20 protein-coding genes are annotated in these 26,723 nt (G+C 39.0%); 11 read left to right on the top strand and 9 right to left on the bottom strand.

Annotated elements, in window-relative coordinates:
• Positions 1 to 36 precede the first annotated feature (36 nt).
• Complete coding sequence (locus AC1TO5_RS16195; RefSeq protein ID WP_482063865.1) at positions 37 to 2,067, top strand: beta-galactosidase; 2,031 nt, start codon at positions 37 to 39, stop codon at positions 2,065 to 2,067.
• 129 nt (positions 2,068 to 2,196) lie between these two features.
• Here the strand turns inward: AC1TO5_RS16195 and AC1TO5_RS16200 are convergent, their stop codons facing one another.
• A complete protein-coding gene (locus AC1TO5_RS16200; RefSeq protein ID WP_482063866.1) occupies positions 2,197 to 3,909 on the bottom strand; it encodes an ABC transporter ATP-binding protein in 1,713 nt (570 codons plus the stop codon).
• A 396-nt stretch (positions 3,910 to 4,305) separates the two neighbouring features.
• Between AC1TO5_RS16200 and AC1TO5_RS16205 the strand changes: the two genes are divergently transcribed.
• From AC1TO5_RS16205 to AC1TO5_RS16245, 9 genes are all read left to right on the top strand, one after another.
• Positions 4,306 to 4,992 carry a response regulator gene (locus AC1TO5_RS16205; RefSeq protein ID WP_482063867.1) on the top strand — a complete coding sequence of 229 codons (687 nt, stop codon included), beginning with the start codon at positions 4,306 to 4,308 and terminating at the stop codon, positions 4,990 to 4,992.
• A complete protein-coding gene (locus tag AC1TO5_RS16210) occupies positions 4,992 to 5,996 on the top strand; it encodes a sensor histidine kinase (protein ID WP_482063868.1) in 1,005 nt (334 codons plus the stop codon). Before AC1TO5_RS16205 ends, AC1TO5_RS16210 begins: the two co-directional genes overlap by 1 nt.
• A 166-nt stretch (positions 5,997 to 6,162) precedes the next feature.
• Complete coding sequence (locus tag AC1TO5_RS16215) at positions 6,163 to 6,924, top strand: ABC transporter ATP-binding protein (protein WP_482063869.1); 762 nt, start codon at positions 6,163 to 6,165, stop codon at positions 6,922 to 6,924.
• Entirely contained in the window at positions 6,914 to 8,854 is a 1,941-nt protein-coding gene (locus tag AC1TO5_RS16220; RefSeq protein WP_482063870.1) for an FtsX-like permease family protein, read from the top strand. Before AC1TO5_RS16215 ends, AC1TO5_RS16220 begins: the two co-directional genes overlap by 11 nt.
• Before the next feature lie 223 nt (positions 8,855 to 9,077).
• Positions 9,078 to 12,152 (top strand): ATP-binding protein, encoded by a 3,075-nt coding sequence (locus AC1TO5_RS16225; RefSeq protein WP_482063871.1) that lies wholly within the window; start codon positions 9,078 to 9,080, stop codon positions 12,150 to 12,152.
• A gap of 167 nt (positions 12,153 to 12,319) precedes the next feature.
• Positions 12,320 to 13,018, top strand: a complete 699-nt coding sequence (locus AC1TO5_RS16230) for a response regulator transcription factor (RefSeq protein WP_482063872.1) — start codon at positions 12,320 to 12,322, stop codon at positions 13,016 to 13,018.
• Between the two features lies 1 nt (position 13,019).
• Positions 13,020 to 14,366 (top strand): sensor histidine kinase, encoded by a 1,347-nt coding sequence (locus AC1TO5_RS16235; RefSeq protein WP_482063873.1) that lies wholly within the window; start codon positions 13,020 to 13,022, stop codon positions 14,364 to 14,366.
• Between the two features lie 79 nt (positions 14,367 to 14,445).
• Positions 14,446 to 15,147 (top strand): PepSY domain-containing protein, encoded by a 702-nt coding sequence (locus AC1TO5_RS16240; RefSeq protein WP_482063874.1) that lies wholly within the window; start codon positions 14,446 to 14,448, stop codon positions 15,145 to 15,147.
• Positions 15,148 to 15,248: 101 nt separating this feature from the next.
• A complete protein-coding gene (locus AC1TO5_RS16245) occupies positions 15,249 to 15,872 on the top strand; it encodes a PepSY domain-containing protein (protein WP_482063875.1) in 624 nt (207 codons plus the stop codon).
• A 36-nt stretch (positions 15,873 to 15,908) separates the two neighbouring features.
• Here AC1TO5_RS16245 and AC1TO5_RS16250 read toward each other — a convergent pair whose 3' ends face one another.
• From AC1TO5_RS16250 to AC1TO5_RS16280, 7 genes are all read right to left on the bottom strand, one after another.
• Complete coding sequence (locus tag AC1TO5_RS16250; protein WP_482063876.1) at positions 15,909 to 16,583, bottom strand: M50 family metallopeptidase; 675 nt, start codon at positions 16,581 to 16,583, stop codon at positions 15,909 to 15,911.
• 88 nt (positions 16,584 to 16,671) lie between these two features.
• The gene (locus AC1TO5_RS16255; RefSeq protein ID WP_482063877.1) at positions 16,672 to 17,118 is read right to left on the bottom strand and encodes a DinB family protein; all 447 of its coding nucleotides are present in this window, start codon (positions 17,116 to 17,118) and stop codon (positions 16,672 to 16,674) included.
• Positions 17,119 to 17,149: 31 nt separating this feature from the next.
• Entirely contained in the window at positions 17,150 to 18,070 is a 921-nt protein-coding gene (rnz, locus tag AC1TO5_RS16260) for a ribonuclease Z (RefSeq protein ID WP_482063878.1), read from the bottom strand.
• A 121-nt stretch (positions 18,071 to 18,191) separates the two neighbouring features.
• Positions 18,192 to 18,323 carry a hypothetical protein gene (locus AC1TO5_RS16265; RefSeq protein WP_482063879.1) on the bottom strand — a complete coding sequence of 44 codons (132 nt, stop codon included), beginning with the start codon at positions 18,321 to 18,323 and terminating at the stop codon, positions 18,192 to 18,194.
• 184 nt (positions 18,324 to 18,507) lie between these two features.
• Positions 18,508 to 18,834 (bottom strand): GyrI-like domain-containing protein, encoded by a 327-nt coding sequence (locus AC1TO5_RS16270; RefSeq protein WP_482063880.1) that lies wholly within the window; start codon positions 18,832 to 18,834, stop codon positions 18,508 to 18,510.
• A 27-nt stretch (positions 18,835 to 18,861) separates the two neighbouring features.
• Positions 18,862 to 19,893, bottom strand: coding sequence for an alpha/beta fold hydrolase (locus AC1TO5_RS16275; protein WP_482063881.1), 1,032 nt, complete (start codon positions 19,891 to 19,893; stop codon positions 18,862 to 18,864).
• Between the two features lie 211 nt (positions 19,894 to 20,104).
• Entirely contained in the window at positions 20,105 to 20,842 is a 738-nt protein-coding gene (locus AC1TO5_RS16280) for a helix-turn-helix transcriptional regulator (protein ID WP_482063882.1), read from the bottom strand.
• Between the two features lie 167 nt (positions 20,843 to 21,009).
• Between AC1TO5_RS16280 and AC1TO5_RS16285 the strand changes: the two genes are divergently transcribed.
• Complete coding sequence (locus AC1TO5_RS16285; protein WP_482063883.1) at positions 21,010 to 22,158, top strand: phosphodiester glycosidase family protein; 1,149 nt, start codon at positions 21,010 to 21,012, stop codon at positions 22,156 to 22,158.
• A gap of 675 nt (positions 22,159 to 22,833) precedes the next feature.
• Here AC1TO5_RS16285 and AC1TO5_RS16290 read toward each other — a convergent pair.
• Complete coding sequence (locus AC1TO5_RS16290) at positions 22,834 to 26,691, bottom strand: glycosyl hydrolase 53 family protein (protein ID WP_482063884.1); 3,858 nt, start codon at positions 26,689 to 26,691, stop codon at positions 22,834 to 22,836.
• Positions 26,692 to 26,723: the final 32 nt, after the last annotated feature.

Raw genomic sequence — 26,723 nt, forward strand, 5'->3', positions numbered from 1 at the left:
ATTCTTATATCTAACTTTAATAAATGAGGTGTAGTCATGATTAATAGCAAGCTTCCAAAAATATGGTACGGTGGGGATTACAACCCCGAGCAATGGGATCACGAGGTAATGGACGAGGATGTACGCATGTTCAAACTTGCCGGCATCGACGTAGCTACGGTTAACGTATTTTCTTGGGCATTATTGCAGCCTACTGAAGATACGTACGATTTTTCTCGTTTAGATCAAATTATTGAACGATTGCATGCAGATGGCGTATACGTATGCTTAGCGACAAGTACAGCGGCGCATCCTGCTTGGATGGCTCGCCAATATCCTGATGTATTGCGTGTAGACTTTGATGGGCGTAAGCGCAAATTTGGCGGCAGACATAACTCATGTCCGAACAGCCCTACCTATCGGAAATATTCTGAAAGATTAGCCGAAAAGCTAGCGCATCGCTATAAAGATCATGAAGCACTACTCGTTTGGCATGTTAGTAATGAATATGGTGGATACTGCTATTGTGATAATTGTGCAGCAGGCTTCCGTACATGGCTAGAGCAACAATATCATACGATTGAACAACTTAATAAAGTTTGGAATACACGCTTTTGGGGACATACCTTCTACGATTGGGAGGAAATTGTGCCTCCTAGTGCTTTATCTGAGGAATGGGGTGCAGACCGTACTAACTTCCAAGGCATATCGTTAGATTATCGTAGATTTATGTCTGACAGCCTGCTTGAATGCTATAAGCTTGAGCATGCTGCTATCAAAAAGCATACTCCTGATCTGCCCGTTACAACGAATATGATGGGCTTATACAAAGAGCTGGATTACTTTAAATGGGCTAAAGAAGTAGATGTAGTTTCATGGGATAATTATCCGTCGCTTGATACACCTATTAGTTTAACCTCGATGACGCATGATTTGATGAGAGGTATTAAGCAAGGACAGCCGTTTATGCTAATGGAGCAAACACCAAGTCAGCAAAATTGGCAGCCATACAATTCCTTGAAGCGCCCAGGTGTTATGAAGCTTTGGAGCTATCAGGCTGTTGCGCATGGTGCAGATACGGTACTGTTCTTCCAATTGCGAAGATCAGTCGGCGCATGTGAAAAATACCATGGTGCAGTTATTGAGCATGTAGGACATGAGCATACAAGAGTATTCCGTGAATGTGCACAATTAGGTCAGGAATTATATACTTTATCAGATAAAATATTAGATAGTCGCATTAAAGCAAAAGTGGCTATCGTGTTTGATTGGGAAAATCGCTGGGCAATTGAGCTATCTAGCGGTCCTACTGTTGCCTTAGATTACGTTAAAGAAGTACACAAATATTATGATGCCTTGTTCCAGCAAAACGTCCAAGTTGATATGATTGGCGTAGATGATAGCTTATCAGACTATGATGTCGTTATTGCTCCTGTGCTGTATATGGTTAAGGAAGGCTATGCTGCTAAGGTTGAGCAATTTGTGCACGCAGGAGGTACATTCTTAACGACCTTCTTTAGTGGGATTGTTAATGAGAATGATATCGTTACGCTCGGAGGATATCCTGGCGAGCTCCGTAAAGTGCTAGGAATATGGGCTGAGGAGATTGATGCTTTATTCCCTGATCAAAGCAATCAAATCGTACTGCCTGCTGAGCTTGGAGCATTATCAGGAGAATATAGCTGTAATATCGTTTGTGATTTGATTCATGCCGAGGGAGCGGAAGTAAAGGCTGTTTATGGCAGTGAATTTTATAAAGGAATGCCTGCACTAACCGTCAATCAATTTGGAGCAGGTCAAGCGTGGTATGTGGCTACTAGCCCTGAGCCAGCATTTTTGCAGGGATTATTGGCTCATATCTGTGAAGCTAAAGGAATTCATGCACCGATCGCACCGGTTTCAGGTGTCGAGGTATCAACACGAGTTTCTCCGCAAGGACAGCCATTACTATTTATTCTGAATCATAATGATGATGCTGTGCAGGTTGATTTGGGTCAGCTGCAAGGTACAGAACTGATTAGCGAGAATGAAGTAGCGCAGCAGCTAACACTTGATGCGAAAGCAGTAGCGATAATTGAAACGAAGTAATACAACAAGTGTTAAGTAACCCATTCAGACGCAAGGTGAATTAAACCACCTAATCTAAATACAAAATTGAAAGGCACCCAATATGGGTGCCTTTCGTTGTTTCAGTATAGTTAAGGTGTTACCATGGCTTCATTCGTTCAATATATCCTTGCTTTTTCGATTCCATAACGCTTTGAATGAATCATTATGTTCTATTAAGTAATCAAAATTCCCTTCACCCACAATAGAGCCATTCTCCACAACTAATATCTTATCTACATCCTTTATAAAATCTAACCGATGAGCAATAATGATTATTGTTTTATCTCTACATTCGTTCAGAATAGTTTCCATTATACTTTTCTCCGTGAGATTGTCTAATGCCGATACGGGTTCATCAAGTATTAACACATTTCTTTTTTGAAAAAGTATTCTGGCGAATGCTAATCGTTGTCTTTCTCCTCCGGATAATTTGACACCTTTCTCACCGATCAAAGTATCCAATTTCTCTGGTAAATTTAATATTTTCTCCTTCAAATGAACTTTTTCCAAAATACTATATATCTCTTCATCTGAAATATTATGATCAAATACAATATTGCCTCTAATAGAAGTATCAAAAATCGGAGTATCTTGTGATAAATAGGAAATATGATCATAGTAACTGTTAAGGTTAATATCATCTATCTCTAGCTTGTCCAATAAGATATTACCATCCGTTTTCTTTAATAACCCTACAATTAATTTAATAATTGTGGACTTTCCACCCCCACTTAACCCAACAAAAGCAACCGATGCTCCTCGTTCAATCGAGAAAGATATATTGTTCAATATCTTGACACTACCATAATTAAAGGAAACATTTCTAAATTCAATATCACCTTGTAGTTCAATAATCTTATGCCCCGATTCCAAATTGCTATCTTCTGGGGCATTAATAAAATCATTAAACCTATTATAAGTAACCTTATTAAGTTTATAATCCACAAATAGAATATTGAAAATTGCAATTGGGGAATAAATCTTATCAATAAACATAAACAGTGCCACGACAATCCCAATCGATATCTCACCTGCTAACACACTGTTAATTCCGTAAATCATAACTATGATTTTTATAGAAGTGATAAATAACTCAAAAATAGCGAAAAAAGATTCATGTATCATTTTCAGTTGAGAACTGCTTTTTATAATATTACGTGCAGTAACACTTAACTTATTGATCTCTGCATCATATCTTTTGTTGGTTCTAAAGACAACTAACTCCATGAATCCACGTATCGAATATCTAGACATATTTTCTTGTTCTTTAAGTATCGTAGATTTTATATTGTACAAATATTTCAATAGTATATTCGTTACAAGAAAGATGAATACATATCCAACCGCGATCACTACCATGATTCTTATGTCATAGAAACTAATAAAAAATAAGCTGTAAATAATTGTTGGCAGTAACTCATGAAGTGTTCTGAGAAAGAAAGAAAAAATAATGCTGTTTCCAGCAAAAGCTCCATTCTCAATAACTTTTATCATTTGTCCCGTACCAATATGTTGATATGCTTGATAATCAATTCGAGATATTTTCGATAATGCCATAATTTTCAATCTTTCTGTTATACTATTTGATAAATGTACACTTGGGTATTCCGCAAAATAGTTAAGTGTAGCCACCCCACCTAGCAGTAGTGCATAGCTAATAATTAAGGATGACACGTCACTAAAACTATTGATTACCATTATCATATCGAGTATTTTCTGGAACAGCACAATACCTAAACTACTTAAAAATTGAATTGTGAATCCTAGCAATATATAAACAAATATCCACCACTTTAGGTGTATAACAATCTTCTTCAACATAATCGTTACGCTCCAATCTTTCAAATGGGTATAAAAAAACCAAGCAACTCTTCACAATTCAACAATAAATAACCACAAATAGATGGTCATTCATGTTAAATAGCGTAAGTGCCTGGTTCTAAAAATGACTTCCCGGCACCGTTCAAATACTAGTCTGTATACAATCAAAAGGACATATTATCCCCTTTGATAGCTGGTACGCGTTTTACCCAGCCCGATAACTAGTTACTTCGAACGATACGGAAAGACATCCATTTCACCTCAAATAAAAGATTATACATATTGTATCCATTATATAGAAATAAATCAATATAAATGTAATTAATCCCTATAGCATTGATAAAAGTTTTGCTATAAACTTTAAATGGTGAAAAAGTTGAAAGTGTGGTGAATCCATTGTTTAAATTGATGTTAATAGAAGATGATGAAACTCTATTTAATGAAATCAAAGATAGATTTACGCAATGGTCTTATGAAGTTTACGGCATTCAAGATTTTAGTACGGTGATGGAACAATTTATAGCGATAAAACCCGATTTAGTTATTATTGATATTCAACTTCCAAAGTTTGATGGGTTTCATTGGTGTCGAATAATTCGGTCCCATTCAAACGTTCCTATTATATTTTTATCTTCCCGTGACCATCCAACTGACATGGTTATGTCGATGCAGTTGGGAGCTGATGATTTTGTTCAAAAGCCGTTTCATTTTGAAGTATTGGTTGCTAAAGTACAAGCTATTCTTCGCCGTGTGTATAATTATAATACGGAACCAATAACACTGAAAACATGGCGCAGTGCAACGGTTGATTATGAAAAAAATATCGTTACCAATGAGGTAGGATCAATCGAATTAACGAAGAATGAAATTTACATTCTAAAACTACTGATCAAGAAAAAAAATAAGATCGTTAGTCGGGAAGAATTAATAACAAGCTTATGGGATGATGAACGCTTTGTAAGTGATAACACTTTAACGGTCAATCTAAATCGATTACGTAAAAAACTAGATGAGCTTGGTTTAGGGCGGTTTATCGAAACAAAAACCGGGCAAGGTTATATCGCTATGGAAGAGGCTCACTAATGGTCATAACATTTTTACGTGAACGTTGGAGCTGGATTGTTCTGTTTTTATTCCAGCAATTTCTTATCATCTTTATTGCTTATATTGATGCGACGATCTCATTCCAGCCCATTCTCTATATGGTCTTTTTAACAACGATGATTTTTTTCTTCTTTTTAATCATTCGCTACAACAAAGAAACAAAATTTTATAGAAGCCTAGAGGAATGGGAGAACAATCTTGATTTATCAGCTATAAACCAACCTGATAGTCCTTTTGAAAAAATAGTTGAACAAAGCATTACTGATCAATCAGAGCATTTGAGACAGATAGCTATGCAAAATCGTATTCTGTTAGAGCAAGAGCAAGACGAACTTTTGTCTTGGATTCATGAAGTGAAAACACCGTTGACGGCTATGCATTTAATGATTGAGCGATTAGATGATAAATCATTGAAAGCCCATCTATCTTATGAATGGCTCAGAATTCATTTGCTACTTGACCAACAGTTACATCAAAAGCGTCTATTATTTATAGAAAATGATTTATATATAGAAACTATAGATTTAAAATCGTTAGTTTTCAAAGAAATTAAATCATTGCAGTCATGGTGCATTCAAAAAGGAATTGGCTTTGACATTCAGTTAGAACTAACGGAAGTTGTTAGCGATGCTAAATGGGTGTCCTTCATCATCCGACAACTTTTAACTAATTCCATTAAATATAGTGAAGCACATGATATTATCATTCAAAGCTATGAGCATAATAATCAAACTCACTTACGAATAAAAGACTTTGGGCGTGGAATTGATGCCAAAGATATTCCTCGGATTTTTGATAAAGGCTTTACATCAACAACTACACATTATGATAATTCATCAACAGGCATGGGCTTATACCTAACAAAAAAAGCAGCAGATTCATTGCTCATCCATATAGATGTGGAGTCACACCTAAACTCAAGTACAACCTTTACTTTAACGTTTCTAAAAAACAATGATTTCGTTAATATTGTAAGCATGTGACAATAATGTCACATGCTTTTCTATTTTGTTAGGTAAATGAAAGGCAAAGAACGCAATTCCTTTCTATAATAAAGTTATTAACGTTAGCTAATGCTTCTGAGGTAACTTTTAATTATCGAAGAAGTAATTTTAGAAAGTATATAAAAAAATTTAAGGAGATTTCGATATGAATATTTTAGAGGCAAATAAAATCGCTAAAAGCTTTGGAAATAAATCGAATAAAGAAGAAGTATTAAAGGGAATCGACATTACCATTAAACAAGGTGAATTCGTTAGTATTATGGGAGCATCCGGATCGGGAAAAACAACACTCCTCAATGTCCTTTCCTCCATTGATAAAGTTAGTTATGGAACGATCAAAATTAACAACCTTGAAATGACAAAAATGAAAGAAAGACAACTAGCCGAATTCCGCAAAAAATATTTAGGTTTTATCTTTCAAGAATACAATTTATTAGACACGCTAACAGTGAAAGAGAACATTCTATTGCCATTATCGATAACAAAGACGCCAAAAAAAGAAGCCCATCAAAAATTTAAGGAAGTCGCTACAGAGCTAGGAATTTATGATCTGAAAGATAAGTATCCAAATGAAATTTCAGGTGGGCAAAAACAACGGACATCAGCAGCTAGAGCTTTTATTCATGAGCCCAGCATTATTTTCGCTGATGAACCCACAGGTGCACTTGATTCAAAATCTGCTTCTGATCTATTAAACAAACTAAGTGATTTAAACCAAAAACGTAACTCTACCATTATTATGGTCACTCATGATCCAATTGCTGCAAGCTATTGTAATCGAGTCATTTTTATTAAAGATGGGCAAATTTATACGCAGCTTACTAGAGGTGAACAAGAACGACAATCCTTCTTTACCGATATTATGAAAACGCAAGGTGTATTGGGTGGGGTGCACTATGAACATTAATCAGCTCATCCTTCAAAATTTGAAAAAGAATCTTAAAAATTATTATCTTTATGTATTTGCACTAGTCTTTAGTATTGCCCTTTATTTTGCTTTTGTCACACTGCAATATGATTTATCAATGGATGAAGTTAAAGGATCTATTAAAGGTGCAGCAGCTATTAAAACCGCCTCAGTGCTCCTTGTTCTGATTGTCTCAATCTTCCTTTTATATGCCAATAATATTTTTATTAAAAGACGCAGTAAAGAAGTTGGTCTATTACAATTAATAGGGATGACAAAAAATAAAATCTTCCGCATTTTAAGTGTAGAGAATTTAATACTATATTTCATTTCCTTATTCATTGGGATATTTGTTGGATTTTCCTTATCAAAATTAATCATCATGATCTTATTTAAAACGATTGGTATCGAAGACATCGCTCAGCTAAATTTTTCTAAACAAGCGTTTATACAAACAATCATTGTTTTTTGTGTCATCTACCTGTTTATTATGATGATGAACTATACATTTATTAGAAGGCAAACGATATTGTCCCTATTTAGAGTGACATCATCAACAGAAGGTAAAATAAAGAAAACCTCTTTCCTTGAAATGCTGATCGGTATATTTGGTATTTCATTAATCTTGTTAGGATACTATGTATCGACCAAATTATTTGGTGGAGACATTACATCGATGATGGAATTATTTCTAGCAATGATCTTTATTCTCGGTTCTGTCATTATCGGAACATTCTTTTTCTATAAAGGGTCTGTCCGCTTTATTGCTAACATTATTAGGAAAAGAAAAGGCGGGTATCTAAATATTAATGAAGTACTATCCCTTTCATCGATTATGTTTCGAATGAAATCGAATGCTTCATTATTAACAATTATTACGACGGTTTCTGCACTTGCTATCGGTTTATTATCTTTAAGTTATATCGCTTATTACTCAGCAGAGAAATCAGCAGTAAATAATGTGCCTGCAAACTTTTCGATGACGAACATAGAAGATGCCGAGCAATTTAAGTTGGCCTTACATGAAAAGGATATTACATTTAAAGAAAACGTAATTGATGTCATTCAAGTAAAGATCGACGCACGAAATATATTAGATGCAAACCTAAGTGAATTAAACATTGAGCCGAATTCAATGACCATTTCTGTAATTAGTGATCAAACCGTTGAAGATATCGATGTGTCTGCTGATGAAACCATTCTTACCGGTTATAATGATTTGCTACAAAAATTTATGTCCTTGAAAAAATCTGGTCAAATCAAATTAATAGGCGAAGATGAAGTTATTCCTCAACAATATGCAGGCTTAAGAAACGACTACGTTATTTCATATAATTTTACAGATGGCGGACTGCCCGTTGCCATTGTAGATGAATACGTATTTCAACGTTTACAGCAAGATATTGATCCAACAATACAAAAACCATCATCCTTATATATAGGAATTGATATTTACGATGACAATCAAATTAAAGAAGCAAATGAAATTTTTCTAGCTTCAAATTTTAGTGATGCTAACTTTTCTCGTCTTGAAATGAGCAGTACTCAAAAGACAAGTATGGGTCTGATCATGTTTATTATTGGCTTCTTAGGGCTAACTTTTCTCATTGCTTCTGGATGTATTCTTTATTTTAAACAAATGGATGAAAGTGAAGATGAAAAACCGAGTTACAACATTTTGCGGAAACTAGGTTACACCCAAGGAGACTTGCTGAGGGGGATTCGGGCAAAGCAACTTTACAATTTTGGAATTCCTTTAATCGTCGGGCTCTTCCATAGCTATTTTGCCGTTCAATCCGGTTGGTTCTTATTCGGAACTGAAGTTTGGACACCAATGATTGTGGTTATGTTATTATATACCGTACTATATTCCATCTTCGGTATACTATCTGTACTCTATTATAAAAAAGTGATAAAAGCCGCACTATAAAACTACAACTAAAGGCAATCCCTCAGTCATATTGCAGTAGCGGTAGTTAAAAATAGCGTTTCGAATGCCCAAAAGGCTTAGAAACGCTATTTTTCGTTAATCAAATTAAATAACATGAGATTGTTTTCAATTATACCGTCTCTTTCAGATTCAGATCATAACTTTGTAATATCTATCCAATCTCAAAGGGAATCTTGCACATCATGTCGAATGTTAGTTTATTATGACGACAAAAAAAATATGGATTATAACGATACTGTTTTTAGCCGTTTTGACTAGTTTCCGACTGCTATGGTTGCAATCCAACGCAACGACTAATCAGCCTGTTGCCGTGAATGGTGTGCTTGACCTGCGGGACTGGGATAACTTTTCCGACCGCTCACTTCCACTTAATGGCGAATGGGAATTTTACGCTAATACGTTTCTACTACACGATGAGTCCACTCTATCTCATCAACAGACTTCGGGTCGGTTAGTTGAAGTGCCAAGTAATTGGACATTTGATGATGGGGCTTATAGTAGCAAAAGATATGGCTTTGGCTCTTACCGTCTGAAAATCTTATTAGATCCTAGCGAGGGAAACTCTTACGGTCTGCACATATCTAGTATTAAGAGCTCATCAGAAGTTTTCATGAATAAGCAGCTTATCGGACATTCAGGTCGACCAGCTGAAAGCCAAGATAGCTATGCACCACAAGACGTTCCATATACGATGTACTTTACCCTACACGATGAAAGCGAAATTGAACTCGTTATTCACGTCGCGAATTTCGATAACGTTCGTAATGGTGGAATTGTAGATCCGATTAAGTTTGGATTAGATAGTACTTTAAGAAAGGATTTAGGCTTTTCCGAAAATATGGTTTGGATTGCTTGCGTCGCCTATGCGATCCATCTTTTGTACGGCCTCGTATTATATTTAGTCGGGGACCGAAATAAGCGGCTAATTTACTATTCGCTAATGATAGGATGCGTCATTTTCGCAACGCTGTGGCAAGGCGAAAGACTATTGTTGACATGGATTCCATTTTCATTTGAATGGAGCTTAAAGTCCATGTATCTCATGATGCTATTCGGTGGAGTTATGCTGCATCTGTTAATTAAGGATAATCTTCGATTATCACTACATCGTCGGTTCTCTTTCATTTACGAGCTGTTATGTGTCATTGGAGCACTATCGATATTACTATTACCTTTATCGACTACGATCACACTGGAAAACGTGTATATTTTGCTTACGTTCATTCCTTGTATAATCACACTTACGGTCATGTACAAATCAGCAACCAAAATAGATTCCGACAATATTTTCTTACTGCTTGCTGCTGTAGCGGCATTTAGTAGTATGATATGGCTCGTCGTGCTTATTACTTTTGCGATCGATATAATTTCCTATCCGTTCGATCTCATCATTGCGATGATCTGCTTCTCGGCGTTTTGGTTCAGACGCTTTTTTCGATTATCGAAAGAGTCGCATCAGCTTGCTAATACATTGCAACAGGCAGACAAGCAAAAGGATGACTTCCTTGCTACGGTTGCTCATGAGCTAAGCAATCCGCTCAACGGTATTATTAATATTTCGCAATCTGTGTCAGAAAGAGAACAGGATAAGCTAGACAATAATAGCGCGAATGATTTGCAATTGCTAGTTAAAGTCGGTCGGCGAATGTCCTATATTTTGAATGATTTGCTGGATATCGCTCGCTTGAAGGAAAATCGGATTAGTTTACACCGTACTAATATATCAGTACATAACGTAGCTACGAGCGTCATCGATACGCTACGCTTTATGACCGAGGGCAAGCCCATTCAGCTTGTGAACAACATTCCAGTCAATTTCCCACATGTTCATGCTGATGAAAATAGGCTGAATCAAGTTTTGTTCAATCTACTGCATAACGCAATTAAATTTTCCAATGTAGGGGAGGTATCCGTACAGGCTCATATTGCGGATGGATGGGCAAGTATAGCCGTTACAGATACAGGCATCGGGATAGATGCAGCGTTGTTAAGCACTATATTCGAACCATATGAGCAGAGCTTATCCAATTCAACTCCATTCAAGAGTGGATTTGGACTGGGACTGGGCATCTGCAAGCAGCTTGTTGACATGCATGGCGGAACGCTTACCGTTAACTCGATACCGAATCAAGGATCTACCTTCACATTTACATTACAGCTCGTTGACTCTGAAATCATTAACGATGGATTAACTGACGTGACTACTATTGTATCAAAGGACAGTAGTACCACTAGCGCTCCATTATCTTCCGATGGTGATGAAGAATCTAATGATTATAGCTCAGCACTTAACCGAATTCGTCTACTCGTCGTCGATGATGATCCCGTCAATCTAAGTGTACTCAAAACAATTTTTTCGGATGACAGCTACGAAGTCGTTACTGCAATCAACGGACAAGAAGCACTGAAGCTAGTTGAAAATAATCAGTGGGATCTCATCATTTCGGATGTCGTTATGCCAATTATGTCTGGTTATGAGCTAACTGCCCGTATTCGCAAGCGTTTTTCTATTACTGAGCTTCCAATATTGCTGCTGACAGCAAGTAATCGCGATAAAGATATTGAATTAGGATTTCTGTCAGGTGCAAATGACTACGTCACCAAGCCAATCAATGCTACCGAGCTTAGGGCTAGAGTTAGATCATTAACAAATTTGAAAAATTCAGTAAATGAAAGATTGCGAATGGAAGCGGCGTTACTACAGGCGCAAATTAAACCTCATTTCTTGATCAACACCTTTAATGCACTATCGGCACTTAGCTGGAGTGATAAGGATAAAATGGATGATCTCATCCAAGAGCTTACGAATTACTTTAGGCTCGGCATTGATTTTCAAAACTCTGATCAGGCTGTACCGCTTGAACGTGAGCTTAGGCTCATTCGTTCCTATTTATTTATTCAAAAAGAGCGGTTTGAAGAAAGACTGCAAGTTGTATGGGAGGTTGACGACCGCATCAATATTAGCATTCCTCCGTTAACGATTCAGCCGCTGGTCGATAATGCTGTTATCCATGGTCTATTAATACGTAATGCAGGCGGGGAGGTCCGTATTCGGATTACCGACCTTGGTCATTCAGTTGAGTTTTGTATTTCAGACAATGGAATCGGCATCGATGCCGACACTTTGAAGCATATATTAGATAGACAATCGAATAAGCGCTCAGGCATCGGCCTGCTCAATACTCATCGCCGTTTAATGCAGTTTTACGGCAGCGGCCTAACTATTGAAAGCAGTGTAGGTGTAGGAACATCGGTCACATTTACGATTGCCAAGTAGCATGGCATATAAGCTGGGGACAGTCGACAGTTATCTATTTACAAATTACACAACAAAGGAAGAGTCTGTCCAAATGGTCAGACTCTTCGAGATGTCTAGCCTTTTAAGCATTTTGCATTCATTATGTTATTATAGTGAAAAAGTAGCAACATGGGAGGAGCATAACTATGAAACATTCCATACTAATTGTCGAGGACGAAGAAAAAATAGCTAGGTTGCTGGAAATTGAGCTTGAAATGGAAGGTTATCAAGTGAAGCGCTGCTTAGATGGTCTTACAGCCTTGGAAGCGTTCCACAGCGCCAAGTGGGATCTAGTGCTGCTTGATATTATGCTTCCGGGAATGAGCGGAATTGAATTACTACGACGTATCCGTACTCATGATTCCGTTACACCGGTTATTTTGCTAACCGCGAAAGACTCTGTTGAAGATAAGATATCCGGGCTTGATTATGGAGCCAACGATTACATAACAAAGCCTTTTCAAATTGAAGAACTGCTTGCTCGGATTCGTGCTTCGCTTCGTTTGCGCATGGCGACGCCGAAGTTGGAACGTGAAGAAGAGGAATGGCTATGCGCAGCCGATCTCAAATTAAATGAAAAGACGAGAGAAGTCGTTCGTGGCGGGAGCGCTATTGAGCTTACCCCCCGTGAATATGATTTACTCGTTTATTTACTGAAAAACAAACGGCAGGTGCTAGAGCGCGAGCAAATTCTCGAAGCAGTCTGGGGATTTGATTATTACGGAGAAACAAATATTGTAGACGTTTATATTCGATATGTTCGCAAAAAAATCGATACTGGCCGACTGCCTGAGCTGATCCACACGGTTCGCGGTGTCGGATATGTATTGAAGGAAACGACCTAAAATGAAACTAAAAAGTAAAATTCATCTTTACTCGTCGATTTTGTTCGCTGCACTTCTTATTATTATGAATGCATCCATCTATGTTCTATTTAATTATATGTCGCTTAATAGTGAGATTGAGCAAGCAAAAACCGAAACAGCAGCGATTGCCCGTGGCTTACAGGACAATGCAGCGATGCCGCTCTCAGATTTGCTTCGTGCATATGCCCCGATTGATGGAATGCTGCAAATTGTTGTTCCAAACGGAGAGAGCTATCCACCTGTCACTTCACCATCGCAGACTGCGCTGAGCAATAAGCTACCTGTTTACTATGCGCAAAAAAAGTCTGAAATCATAAAGCATAATGGAGAAAGCTACGTGCTCATTTCTATGCCTGTTATTTGGCACAGTGGAGAAGTCGTTAATATTCAAACGACGGAAAGCTTGCAAGAAACGATGAGTACGCTGCGATCACTACGTTTTTTGCTCATTGGGGTTACACTGCTGGCGCTTATCCCTGTCATTATTTCTGGCCGGCTATTAGGTGAGCTAATTATGAAGCCAATCCGTTCCATGACAACTACGATGCGAGATATACAACAGAGCGGTCAATTTAAGCAGTTGATACTCGCAACGACTTCAAAGGACGAACTTGTCGAGATGGGGGAAACATTCAATCGAATGATCGAATTGCTACAAAGCAACTTTGCCAAGCAGGAAAGCTTTGTATCGAATGCCTCGCATGAATTGCGTACCCCACTTACTGTTATAGAAAGCTATGCTAATTTGCTAAAAAGAAAAGGATTGGAGCGCCCCGATCTCTTCCTAGAATCGATCGAAGCTATTCACTCCGAAGCGATTCGCATGCGAGAAATGACGGAACAGCTGTTACTCCTTGCCAGAAATAAAGAACAATGGATTATGAAAAAAGGAAAGCTTGATGCCGCGGAATTAACGAAAAATACTGCTGCTGCATTTCAAAATGCTTATAATCGCGATGTCTATGTAGAAGGAGATCCCACTCTTACCGTCTCCACAGATGAACAGCTGTTTAAGCAGTTATTGTATATTTTTTTGGACAATGCCCGTAAATATAGCGATGAACCGATTACAGTTACATTAGGATCAACAGATATGAACGGCTGGATTCGTATTATGGATCGTGGAGTCGGCATACCGAAGCAGGAGCTCAATAAAGTATTTGACCGCTTCTATCGTATCGATCAAGCACGTAGCAGACAGAGCGGCGGTCTAGGACTCGGCTTGTCACTAGCCAAGCAAATTGCTGAAGCGCTTGGAGCTCATATCGAGATGGATAGTCTAGAGGGTGTCGGCACAACAGTGACCATAACGTTGGATAAATTGTAGCTGGGGTAAGCTCCAACTCTCATCAATTTCTCATTTTAATTGGTTATAATAACGAAAAATGCAATACGAGGTGATAACTATGAATCAACGATGGCGATGGATATTAGGCAGCAGTGTACTTGTAGTTGCCGTTATTGTCACGACGCTAACTTGGAAGCCTTGGGTTGGAAAAGCCGAACTGTTAACACGGGAAGCGGCAGAAGTAGCTCTATTGGCCCAATATTCCGGTGTTGTAAACAGCAATGTGAAATTGGGCGATGTATATCTCATAGAGCTCCAAACTGACCAAGGTCTATATGAAGTAGAGGTTGGTGCGTACAGCGGAGAAGTCGTTACACTCCTGCGGCTACAGGGATTAACGGAGGAAGATGACTCCTCTTTGGACAAAGACGGCACAGGGGAATCTACTCCAGTGCCTACTGCGTCAGTAAAGCCAACTACTCCAGCTGGAGCTAGTACGACAACTCCAGCTCCTTCACCGACACCAGTTGCTACTACAAAACCGTCCCCATCAAGCGTTCCAAGTAGCTCTACTGGGACAAGTAGAGAGCAACTAACCTCAGATAAAGCTGGTAAACTTGCTGCTGCCCATATCAAAGGTGAAGTTGAAGATATTTCGTTAAAAACAGCCAAGGACGGAAAAAAATTTTATCTTGTCGAAATTGATGTCGACGATGACAGAGAAGCAGTCGTACAAGTAAATGCGATTTCTGGAGCCATTATGTCGGTTGTATGGGAAAAAGATGACGATGATAATGATAACGACGACAGCGATCAATAGCGAATTCTCATCAATTTCTAATGTTTCTCTCTCTTTGTTCTCATTATTGGGGTGTAAAGTAGTAACTGTACCTAATAAATATTCAAAGGAGTCGAATACAGATGAATAAACGAGTGAAAATTTTAGCTTTATCAGCTGCAGTATTGGTAGCAGGAGTAATTGGAGCAGGTGCAGTATCGACAAGCGTATCAGCGGACAGCAACAAAAAAATTAGTACAGAGCGGGCGCAGCAACTAGCACTTAAAGCCGTACAAGGGAAAGTAAAAAGCGTAGAGCTAGAGCACGATGACGGCTTCACCTACTATGACTTTGATATTATCAAAAACAAGCAGGAATACGATGTACACATCGATGCCTATACAGGCGAAACTTTAAAGGCCAAGATGGAAAACGAGCAGAAACCAGTCGGGCAACAAAAGCAAGCTAATGCAGCAGCAACCAACAACGCTAGCAAAACGATGATTACAGCTAAAGAAGCGGCTACAATCGCAGCTAACCACGTAAAAGGAACAGTACAAAGCACGGAGAAAGACACTGATGACGGTATTCGCTTATATGAAGTTGAGCTAACAACGAGTCGTGGTGAGGTTGAAGTAGAAGTCCACGCTTACACAGGCAAAATATTATCTGTCGATTATGACGACGATGATGATGACCGTGATGACGATCATGACGATGATGATGACGATCATGACGATGATGATGACGATCATGACCGCGACTAATAAAAAGTTCGAAATAATAGGGAGCCAGCGCAGCAATTAATTCTGCGCTGGCTCTTTGCGAAACAGCAATGCTGTAGAATGCTTCGCACACCACAAGGAAAACAAGACGAACAATATGCCCCATACAAAAGCAGGGATATGCGTATATTCACTTAGATTTGTCGCATCACCTGCTGCACCAGGGGTTAATAACGACATCAATAAGATCGTAAAAGAACTAAGCACCGATTCTACTAAACATATAAAAGCAATTAGCAAATAATAGCCGTTGCGCATCCAAGCAGGCGCAGCTACATATACCAAAACGGTTACAGCAATAAACCCGCCGCTCCACATCATTCCATAACCATTTCGCACAAATAATAGCAGTCCAAACAACGCTAAAGCAGCAATAATAATTAAACCCGCCTTTACCTTGCGATGGGCGAATAACAAGAACAAAAAAACTGCAAACAGCGCTGACCCCATATAACCAGCCAACGAGATCGGAATTCCCTTCCATGTACTTGTATAGGAAGAGAATGTCACGCCGCTCTGATCACTGAACAGATGAATGTACATTACCTTTCCAGACAGCACTAAAGTAGCCATAGCATGCGAAAGCTCATGAATTAACGTATCTACATTGCGAAAAAAGAATGAAAATGGAGTCAATCGGGTTAGGAACGCTGTCACAATTAAAACTACCGCCATTTTGAGCCATGAATACATCTTGTCCCTCCTTTATCCAGTCAAACGATTAACGCCGAAATCAATGATTCAAATAACAACATTGCATTATGCCATTATACTGATGAATTCATCTTGAAAATACAATATAGTCCGTGCTAACAGGTTCAATACCAGCTGCCCGAAGTTGCATATTAATCTGGCCTCGATGATACTGACCATGAAGTGCTACATGAGTTAAAATATCACGAATCGAGTACTTAATTTGTTTTCCTTTACTATTTGCATATATTATTACGTGATCTAGGTCCTTATTTGATAATTCAGTTAGTAATGTTGTGTAATTCTCTGTATTTTGTTTACTAAGTTTGACACAGTCTGCAATATTACCATCCGACCAGATTGGTAATTGTGAACTATCTATTCCATTTAATCTAGCTATCCATATTTGTTCTGCACAAAGAATATGAAGAAATAATCGGATCTGTTGGTCATTAGCTTCAACATTGTGCAAGGCTTCTAGAATACGTTGATTAGCCCAATATAAATGATCAAACATGATTTGAATTGTTTTCAATGATATAGCCTCCTAAATGATCAAAGTGTTGTTAGAGAGATATCGTATATGGTTTAAGTTCTATAGCCGCATCCGTGCGGCTAAATATACTTCTAGCTTCCGCTTCAAGATTCGCCAAATCCTCTAACATATATCGCGAGCTAAAATGAGTAATAAATAGTCTCTGAGCTCCCGCAGCTTGCGCAATTTCTGCCGCTTGTAAAGCAGTGGAATGTCCATACTCATAAGCCTTATCTGCCAAATCATGAGCAAATGTTGCCTCGTGAATAAGTACATCTGCCCCCTTGCCCAACTTTACAGCATTATCACATGGCCTTGTATCGCCAAGTATAGTAATGATGCGACCAGGTAATGGCTCTCCAACTGCATCAACGGAACGAATTACTCGCCCATCCTTCAAGGTAACATCCTTACCCGCCTTCAATTGCCCATAAATTGGACCCGGTGGTACACCCATCTCAGCAAGCCAATCGGCATTAAGTGCGCCCACCCGCTCATGCTCAATCATTCGATATCCAAAGCTATCGACCCGATGATCCAGCTTCGCCGCCTCAACAGTTATGCGATCATCCTCGAATACGATACCTTCTGCAATTTCTATAATCTGCAACGGGTAGCTCAAGTGAGTTCCAGTTATCCGCAAATTCGTCTCTACAAGCTCACGCAATCCTGGCGGTCCATATATATGTAACGATTCTGTACTGCCAAGCGATGAGCGACTACTCAATAAACCTGGGAGACCATAGACATGATCCCCGTGCAAGTGAGTAATAAACAACTTACTCATACGGGTAAGCTTCAAGGAAGTATGTAGAAGTTGGTGCTGGGTGCCCTCTCCACAGTCAAACATCCAAAACGATCCACTATTAAGGGATGTTCGTAGTGCTATAGATGTTACATTCCTTCCACGAACCGGCATACCTGCGCTTGTACCCAGAAACCAAAGCTCCATCCTGCACCTCCGCTAATTGTAGTCCAACTTATATATTCTACCTTACATTATTTCGCTTCGTGCTAACCATTATACAATTTACCGTCTGCTTCTAATGAAACGTTCTTTGCAATAGATAAGCTTAAAGCAAGCTAGATAATAATTGATAAAATAATCCTTTAAATATTACATCGAGCAAACCAGCAATAACTACAACGACAATAATTAATACGATAATAAGTTTCTTATTCTTTCCCATAATCCACTTCAACAAGTTCGCCTCCTACTTGAAAAATAACATAATCATAAGTAGCTTAATTATATAATGATTGCTGAAACATTTATATAACCATTCGAGCAATCTGTCTACTCTCTACTCAGGCAACATAACAACGAGACTGCCGTAAAGTAATCGACAGTCTCGTTATATTTATTAGTATACTATTGACATCACAATTTCAATTCTGTCCAACCTTAGCAACTGGAATCCATAATTCAACCTCTTTTTCTTCAGTAAATACCTGTTTTGCACCAACTTGGATTTCTGGACCCACCTGTATTTTAGAGCCCTCAACTTGCTCATATCCTGAAGCCGGAAACCATTCCCCGTAGATACGATACCATTTTTCTTTCTCCCAAGGTACTGTCATCTCAATTATTACCCATGTCATTGCCGGCACTATTAATGAAGTAAAGTTGCTTGGACATGTCTGCGTAGTTGCAACGATTCCTATTGTCAGTCTGCTAGTTGAAAACAGCAGCGGATCACTTTTAATTTTACGCACGCTTCTCTTTTTAATTTCTAACAAATGTTATGGAGTAAACGTATCTATCATCCAATTGGAGAATCTTTCCTTTTCTTCATAGTGTGGGTAGTGAGCCGATTCTTTATAAGATATAAATTCTTTCTTGTTAGCTTTAATTCCGTCAAAAAACTGCTTGGCAGCATGGGACGAAGTCATAAAGTCATAATCTCCCATAACAAAATAAAATGGCAGATCCAGCTTTTTAATTAAGGAAGGCAATGGACGACTCATCACTTCACCAATTAGAATTCCTTGTGAATAAATCATTCCTTTATAATAACGTATGACATCGAGCATGTTGTATTCACTACTGAACGTCATTCCAAGGAAACTGTTATCAGGATTATCTATCAATCTTGCAGCACCATTGTATCGTGTAATAATGTCTCTCGGTGTAAATGTCTGCCCTTGATTAATGGCTTCAGAAACCTGATTCAATCTTGCTATGTCATCATCATTACCTGCAAGCTGAGCTTGTTTCATTACATAATTCCAACCGTCCTTCTCACTTTGCTTAGTATCTCCTACCTGACCAATTCCGATGTAGGCTTCATATTTTTCCGGTGCTTTATGGGCAGCCAAAGAACCAATGTAAGTACCGAAGGAATGGCCGATCAGGATCACCTTTTCCTTGCCAAGGCGTTCAGAGATATAATCCGTGATGGCCAGTATATCATCAACCAACAAGTCCGATGATAAGTTGGAGTAATCCTCAAAAAAACCATAAGACTTTCCGCTTGCTCTTTGATCATAGTTCACGATGGTAAATCTGGATTCCAATACATCCTGATATTGCTTGGCGTGCGGAATTTCAGATGCGCTCGGCCCACCGTGTACATACAGAATGACCGGATTCTCTACATTTTGACCGCGGATCATGATTTCATGACCTGTTCCATTGATCTCTACTTGTTCCAGTACACTAATACTATTTTCCCCTTTTATTTTCGTAGTCCATGTTGGAAAGTTAAGAACTACCATTGAAAGTATTAAAACAGCAATACCGATCCCCAAAAATAATTTCTTCATTTTTTTCATCCCAATTACCCCTCTCTGCGCTTCAATCTTTCGAAGTGATTGTTCCGCATGTTATAAATTTAACCTTTAAAAGTCATATAGACATAGTGCCATTTAGTCATGAATCCCCGTTCTCTGCAAGCAATGGATACAAAAATAGGCGCATGATTTCCATGCACCACTAGAAAGATCATTACTCCCATAAACGTTTCCACATCATATCATTGGTGGATCATTTCTTTATTTTCTTAAATTCCAGTGGAGTTGCTCCTTCAACTTCCTTGAAAAATTTTGAAAAATACTGAGAGTTGCTAAAGCCTACGATAATCGCAATTTCGGTCATGGAAAGATTAGAAAATTGAATAAGCTCCTTTGCTTCTTGTATTCTTCTCCTATTACGATAATAACTAATCGTTACTCCTTTATCCTTCTTGAATGATCTCATAAGATGCGAAGGATGAACATGTAGCTTCCCTGCCATCACTTCCATCGAAATATCCTCTGTAAAGTTCATTTCGATATATTTTTCTGCTTTCTCTACAATGGTTAAGTTATCGCTTGTAGATTTACGAATGGTTGGGTCGCAATACTCTCTAAGCAGATTTGAATGAATGTGATCTAGTTCTGACATTATTTCTGCATGCTCGATCATAATTGCATATTTTTCTGATATAAAGTGGGATTGCCATGGACTTAGCCCACCCTTTTCAGCCGAATAGCTATATAGAGTGTTGTGTGAAAGGAGTATATTTTTGTAGGATCTAATTTTATCATTAGGAACTCTATTCAAAATATTTAATTGTACGTCTCCAAACTTCTGATTGGCATCAATCTCATATTCTCTCATCAACTCACGATCACCAAGTTGTATAGCATGCAGAAGATTTTCTCTTAATTTATGGACGGCCTCAATATATTCAGGTGTTGGTCTATGTAAATTCACAATTTCAGCTAAAAGTTTTTCTTTCATCTAAAGTCCCCACCTTTGCATCATCCCTTAAGTTCGCATCTAGTTTATCGCTACATAACATATTAAGCACGAAAAATACCGTTCTTCTTTATAATATAATTTCCAGAAACTATTTTGTCATGTAAAATGATTAAGAATAACATCTTATGAAAAATGGAGAATGTTAAATGATAAAAAAAATTATACTAGCATCTACAGCACTTATTCTTCTTGTTCAGCTTAATTTGGACAACTCAGCTTCAGCAGCTAAAACTTACGGAATTGTACAAGAATCAGCAGGAAGATCGTTCGTACCTATTCGCTATGCTGCTGAAACTTTTGGATTCCAAGTCAAATGGGACGGCGCTAATAATAAAGTTCGAATTTCAAATAATACGGATAGCGTTGAACTTAAAGTTGGTGCAACAACTGCTGTTGTGAACGGTGAACAACGCAGCCTTGATGCTGCTCCTTTTAATTTATCAGGAACGGTCTATGTTCCGCTTCGCTTTATTGGAGAAGCACTTGGTGTCAAGGTAACCTGGCTTAAAGAAGGACGTGTTCTTATACAAAATGATACCGTTAAAACGGATATTGAAGCTGTTCCTTTAAGAAGAGTTGAAAAAGCGTTGAGCGAACCTGTACGAACAGATAGTTCAAAAATAACGACCTCTACCAAAACAATTAACGTTAACACCGTACATATTGATCTTTACCATCCAAAAGTTAAACTAGATGCGGTTTATGCCAACAATAAAATTGGTAATACAGAGTCTTTCAAGCAAATGGTCGAGCGCTCTAAAGCTTCGGTTGCTGTAAATGGTACGTTTTTCAATGCATATTCGGAAACTAGTACGAAGATCCCTTACGGATATATCGCGAAGGATGGAAAAGTAATTAATAAAGCTTCAGGGGATAAACGCTCTGTTTTTGTGTATACAACAAACGGTGAGGCACTTATCACGGATGGTGAAAGTGAGTTGAAAAAGCTTCTTGATGAAGGTATTGTCGAAACTGCACTGCAAGCAGGTCCAAGACTTGTACGTAACAGTAAAGTGGATACTGATCCCGTAGGCGAAGGGTTTAAAGATCCTAAAATTCTTACTAGCCGCGGTGCACGTAGTGCAATTGGTATTACATCAGATGGCAAATTAATCATTGTAACAACATCCGCGGCATCAATTCCAGAGCTAGCAGAGGTAATGGTTAAACTTAAAGCTGTTGACGCTATGAATTTAGACGGTGGCGCATCAAGTGCCTTATATGCGGGTGGCAAATATATAACACCCGCTGGCAGAGATTTGAGTAATGCACTTGTTATGGTTTTTGAAAAGTAATTAGGCCGATATTAATGAGAATAACAGCATACCACATAAGCTTATAAATCAAAAAAGCCATAACCAATTGAACTGGTTATGGCTTTGCAATATTTAAGGCAAATTGTCCTTCGGTTTCGCCCTACCTCTCGAAACAGTCACCACTCTTTAGCGGCTCCACTTACAAATCTGTACACGGAAAATTGTTCATTCATCTCTCAAGTGAGAGCGTATCATTCACCAAAAAAAGATCCAACAATTCTGTCCTGCCTTGATCTGTTAGATACATCCGGTTTCCCTTATTTACTAATTAAGGTCATCACTTTCGTAAACATCATTAACATAAAAATCTATAATTTCACTAAGATTATATCGTAATACTATTCGATATGATTTTCACAGCCGCATATTCATATATTTAAATAGTTGATTTTCATATTAATCGGAAGTTTTATGTAAGCATAGTCTTATCATAAAACATACATAGACATATATAACAGCAAATTAAAATTATAACATATAAATCAAATTAAATCAAACCAGTGGTTCTCAATATCTGTAAATTGACACAGCGGAGCTGTAATCTCCAGCACATTGCCTCCCATCGCCAAAGGAATAGTTATGATGTCACTTATGCGGTTCTCCCTAACGAGCTAAATTAAAAACTTTAGGGCATCCATATGGATGCCCTAAATGTTATTTATTAACGCTAGCCTCTTCAATATCATAAATTGCCCAATAATTTTTGTTAACATCAGACCAAGACGGACTAACAATCTCGGTTAAAGGTTCTCTTTTCAATACTCTGTTGATTAAAGTGACCGCTTCTGCTCGAGTTAATACTTTATCTGGTTGGAAGGTTCCGTTTGGCATTCCTTTCATGTAACCTGCCTGTTGAACTAATGCAATATTGTAAGCTGACCAATGATCTTCAGTATCCGTGAATGATGAAGCCCCTTCACCGGTCAATTTCATCCAACGTACGACAACTGCAGCCATTTCTGCTCGAGTGATACCCATATTAGGTCCAAAGGTTCCATCCTTGTATCCTGTCATTAATCCGATGGATGTTACCGCATCGATGTCATTTGCTGCCCATCCAAAATCATTCGCATCCTTATAGCTAATGGTCTGAGCATTCCCATTCTGACCCGCTCCAATTCTAGACAAAATTGCAGCCATTTCTGCTCTCGTAATGGCTTGATCCGGTCTGAATGTTCCGTCAGGATACCCTTGAATATACGGTTGATGTGCAGATGCTTCCTGCTGGGATGGTTCCCAGTTCTCCATATGTAGCACAGAAAATGTACTGAATTTGGTAACGCGGAACTTCAGTCCAAGCTGATCATTCGAATACTCTACTAATTCAGGCTGTACTAGCACTCTCTCGCCATCACTATGCTCAATATAGATGACCAAACGAGATAGGAATTTCTCGCGCTCAGCTGTATCCGTTGGTATTACATTACTCGGGAGTGGAAGAATTAGATCTACAGGCTGACCATTCATGCTAGTCTCAATAGTCATTGGACGCCCTACAACTTCAACACTACCCGTACCTGCAGCCGCTTGAACGATTCCGTCTTGCTTCGCACGTTCCTCAATTGCTTTAATTGCATTTGCATTTTTAACGGGAGCCAACTTGAAACGATACTCCCCGTCCAATGAGCCTATTGTTTGCTGTAGTAGAATCAATCTTACATAATCTGTATACAACTCAAGATTAACCTCACCGGAAGCCAATGTCTCCATAGTCTCTTCGGAAATTCCAATCTCTAACTTAGAGATATTATCTTCTGTATCCTGGAAAACTAAACGAATTGTATTAAGTCCATCTGCAAGGAGCTTATTAATAGCCTCAAGAGCTTTTGCTGATGTGTAGTCAACCTTGTCTCTTTTCGTTCCGTCAGACAATGTCGTCCGAGTAACCGTAAGATTAGAAAGATAATTACTGCCTGCTGTTCCACCATCCACGTTAATCGTGATATCCTCAGTCTGCGGAGGATTAGCACCAATAGATGGCTTCGGTGTTGGTGTCGGATCTGGATCCGAATTATCTTTGACAAAGCCTAAATAGAAATCATCAATCGTTCCCCACGCACCACTACCAGCTTGAATATTTGCTCCGATTGTAATGGTTCCATCGGTAACGAGAATATTCTGGATCTCAGGGTTTTGCCAATTCACCCACCCATCTACGCCAGTTTCTACTATTACTTCCTCGCCACCCGCTAAGGCAAAGAGATTCATATCAGATTTCGCTGCATCTCCACCCTGGATAAACATAGAGAGGTTATAGTACCCTGGCTTCAGCCCAGAAATAGTCTGCTCTATTCTAAAGTCAACTTCCTCTGCGGAGAAAAAGTGTAGAGAATAGCTGCCAGTTTTGGCATCGGAAACTTTATTCTGATAGTCAGTATGCGCTATGCTTCCCTCGCCATAAGTGATTGCCCACATACTTCTATCGCTATTTTCAAAGCCTGCGTTAACGATGTAATTTTCGTTCTTAATTGTAAGAAGGGCCTTTACTGCATGACTACCTTCAGCACTCTCCGCAGTTCCATCAATTTCATAACTGCCTGCTCCTTGGCTGATGGCAAGATCAAGCGCCGCTAGATCCCATACAACTGGTATCACTCCAGTGCTTCCATCGTTGTAGGTAACCGTTACAGTCGTTGGCAAATTAATTGGTTCTCCCGCGATGGCAGTCACCGAGGCATCCTTGATCTCATCAACGGCGATTGGAGCAATTGCCCCTGTATTTACATATTTGAACACATTCAACGAAGATAACGGGTGTCCGTTAAAATCAAATAATGCTTGGTTATCAACTGCACTTCCGCCGTACCATACGCCCGCATCTTTCGGGTCATATTCCTTCGCATAACTGGAGGCCCAACCGGAACCGCGTTCCTCCCAAATGAGTTTATTCTGCTCTAGATTCTCTTTTGGACCTACTGGGAGCCACGCTGCCTCCCAATAAAACACACCAATTCCTGCTCCGCCCACATTCGCAACCGCTTCGATTACGTCTCTAAGTGAGTTCGCCTGTCCTTGAACGCTGATTGGGTAGTCTAATGTTTGACCAGAGCTTTTTGGCGCTGTATTTTCGTGTCCATCTCCGTCTTCAGCGGTAAAAGCATAAGAAGTTTCAGCTACCATCACTTTTTTTCCATAAGTATCGGCAACATTCTTCAGAACGGTTGTTAAATTACTTAAAGTACCATGCCAGAATGGATAATAAGAACTAGCGAACACGTCGTAGTCGACTTCGTTATCCTGCAAGGTTTTAGCAAGAGTAGTGTATCTTCCCGCAGTCTCTGGATTCGTAAAATGTAGCGCAATAAGGATATTAGCATCAGTATCATTCGCAGCATCAATTTCGCGGATCGCTCTACTTCCTGCATTAAATAATGTGCTGATATTCTTCCAATCAGATTCGCCGACGAATTGTCCATTCGTTTCATTACCAACTTGAACCATGCCAACATCTATCCCTGCATCAAGCAGCGCTTGCAGAGTTGCTTTCGTATATTCGTATAGTTCCGTCTGCTTAGCTTCAAAACTCAAATTTGCCCAAGCCTTAGGTATATGCTGTTTGCCTGGATCGGCCCAAAAGTCGGAATAATGGAAATCAACCAACAGCTTCATTCCATTCTCGGTTGCCCTTTTTCCGATTTTAATCGCAGTTTCCAGATCGTTATTACCGCCACCATAACCATTACCCTCTGTATCAAATGGATCGTTCCATATACGTACCCGAACATAATTCACTCCGGCTTCATGAACAGTTGTAAAAATATCTTGCTCTTCTCCGCCTTCGTTATAAAACTTGACTCCGCTATCTTCCAAAGTAATAATACTCGAGATATCCACGCCTTTAATAAAGTCAAGCGTAAGTCCTTCAACCTTTTTCACGAAAATATCTGCAGCCACTGGTTGATCTATTTCCGTATCCACTGGTGGGTTTGTTTCCGCGCTCACTTGTCTCAACTCAAAGCTATCCAAATATCCCCATGCTTTTGGAGCGCCACTTATGTTTGCCCCGATGACAAGATCAGTTGCATCCTGCTCTAAAAAAAATTTGAAGCTGACTGTTCCCCAAGTATTATAGCCAGCGGTCGCAACCGCAGTTGCTTTCTCGCCTCCTACAAACAATTCAATATTACCTACTTCGTTGTCTACGACAGCGCCGCCCATCGAGTGGACCGATAGCTCATAGTTTCCCGCCGGAAGTAGCGAAATCATCTGTTTTACTGTAATCGCTTGGGTACCCGTTGCCGTATCCTTGATCCAATACTTAAATCCTTGTTTCCCTTCATCCGGTGTAAGCCAGGAATCATCAGAGTAGGCAAAACGCTCAGGAACTACTTGCTCCCAATCCTTTTCCACATTCCATGATTCATCAGCCCAAAAATCAGCTTCGAAGCCACCATTCTCAATATACGAGCTGTTCAATGCTACAGCCAAAGTAGTTCCCATATTGAATGTAAATGAACTTAAAATTAACGATACTACTAGAAATACAGATACAATCTTTGCTTTCATTCTCATGTTCTAATCACCCTTCTACACTATAATTGTAA

The organism is Paenibacillus sp. Y930, assembly GCF_056786375.1.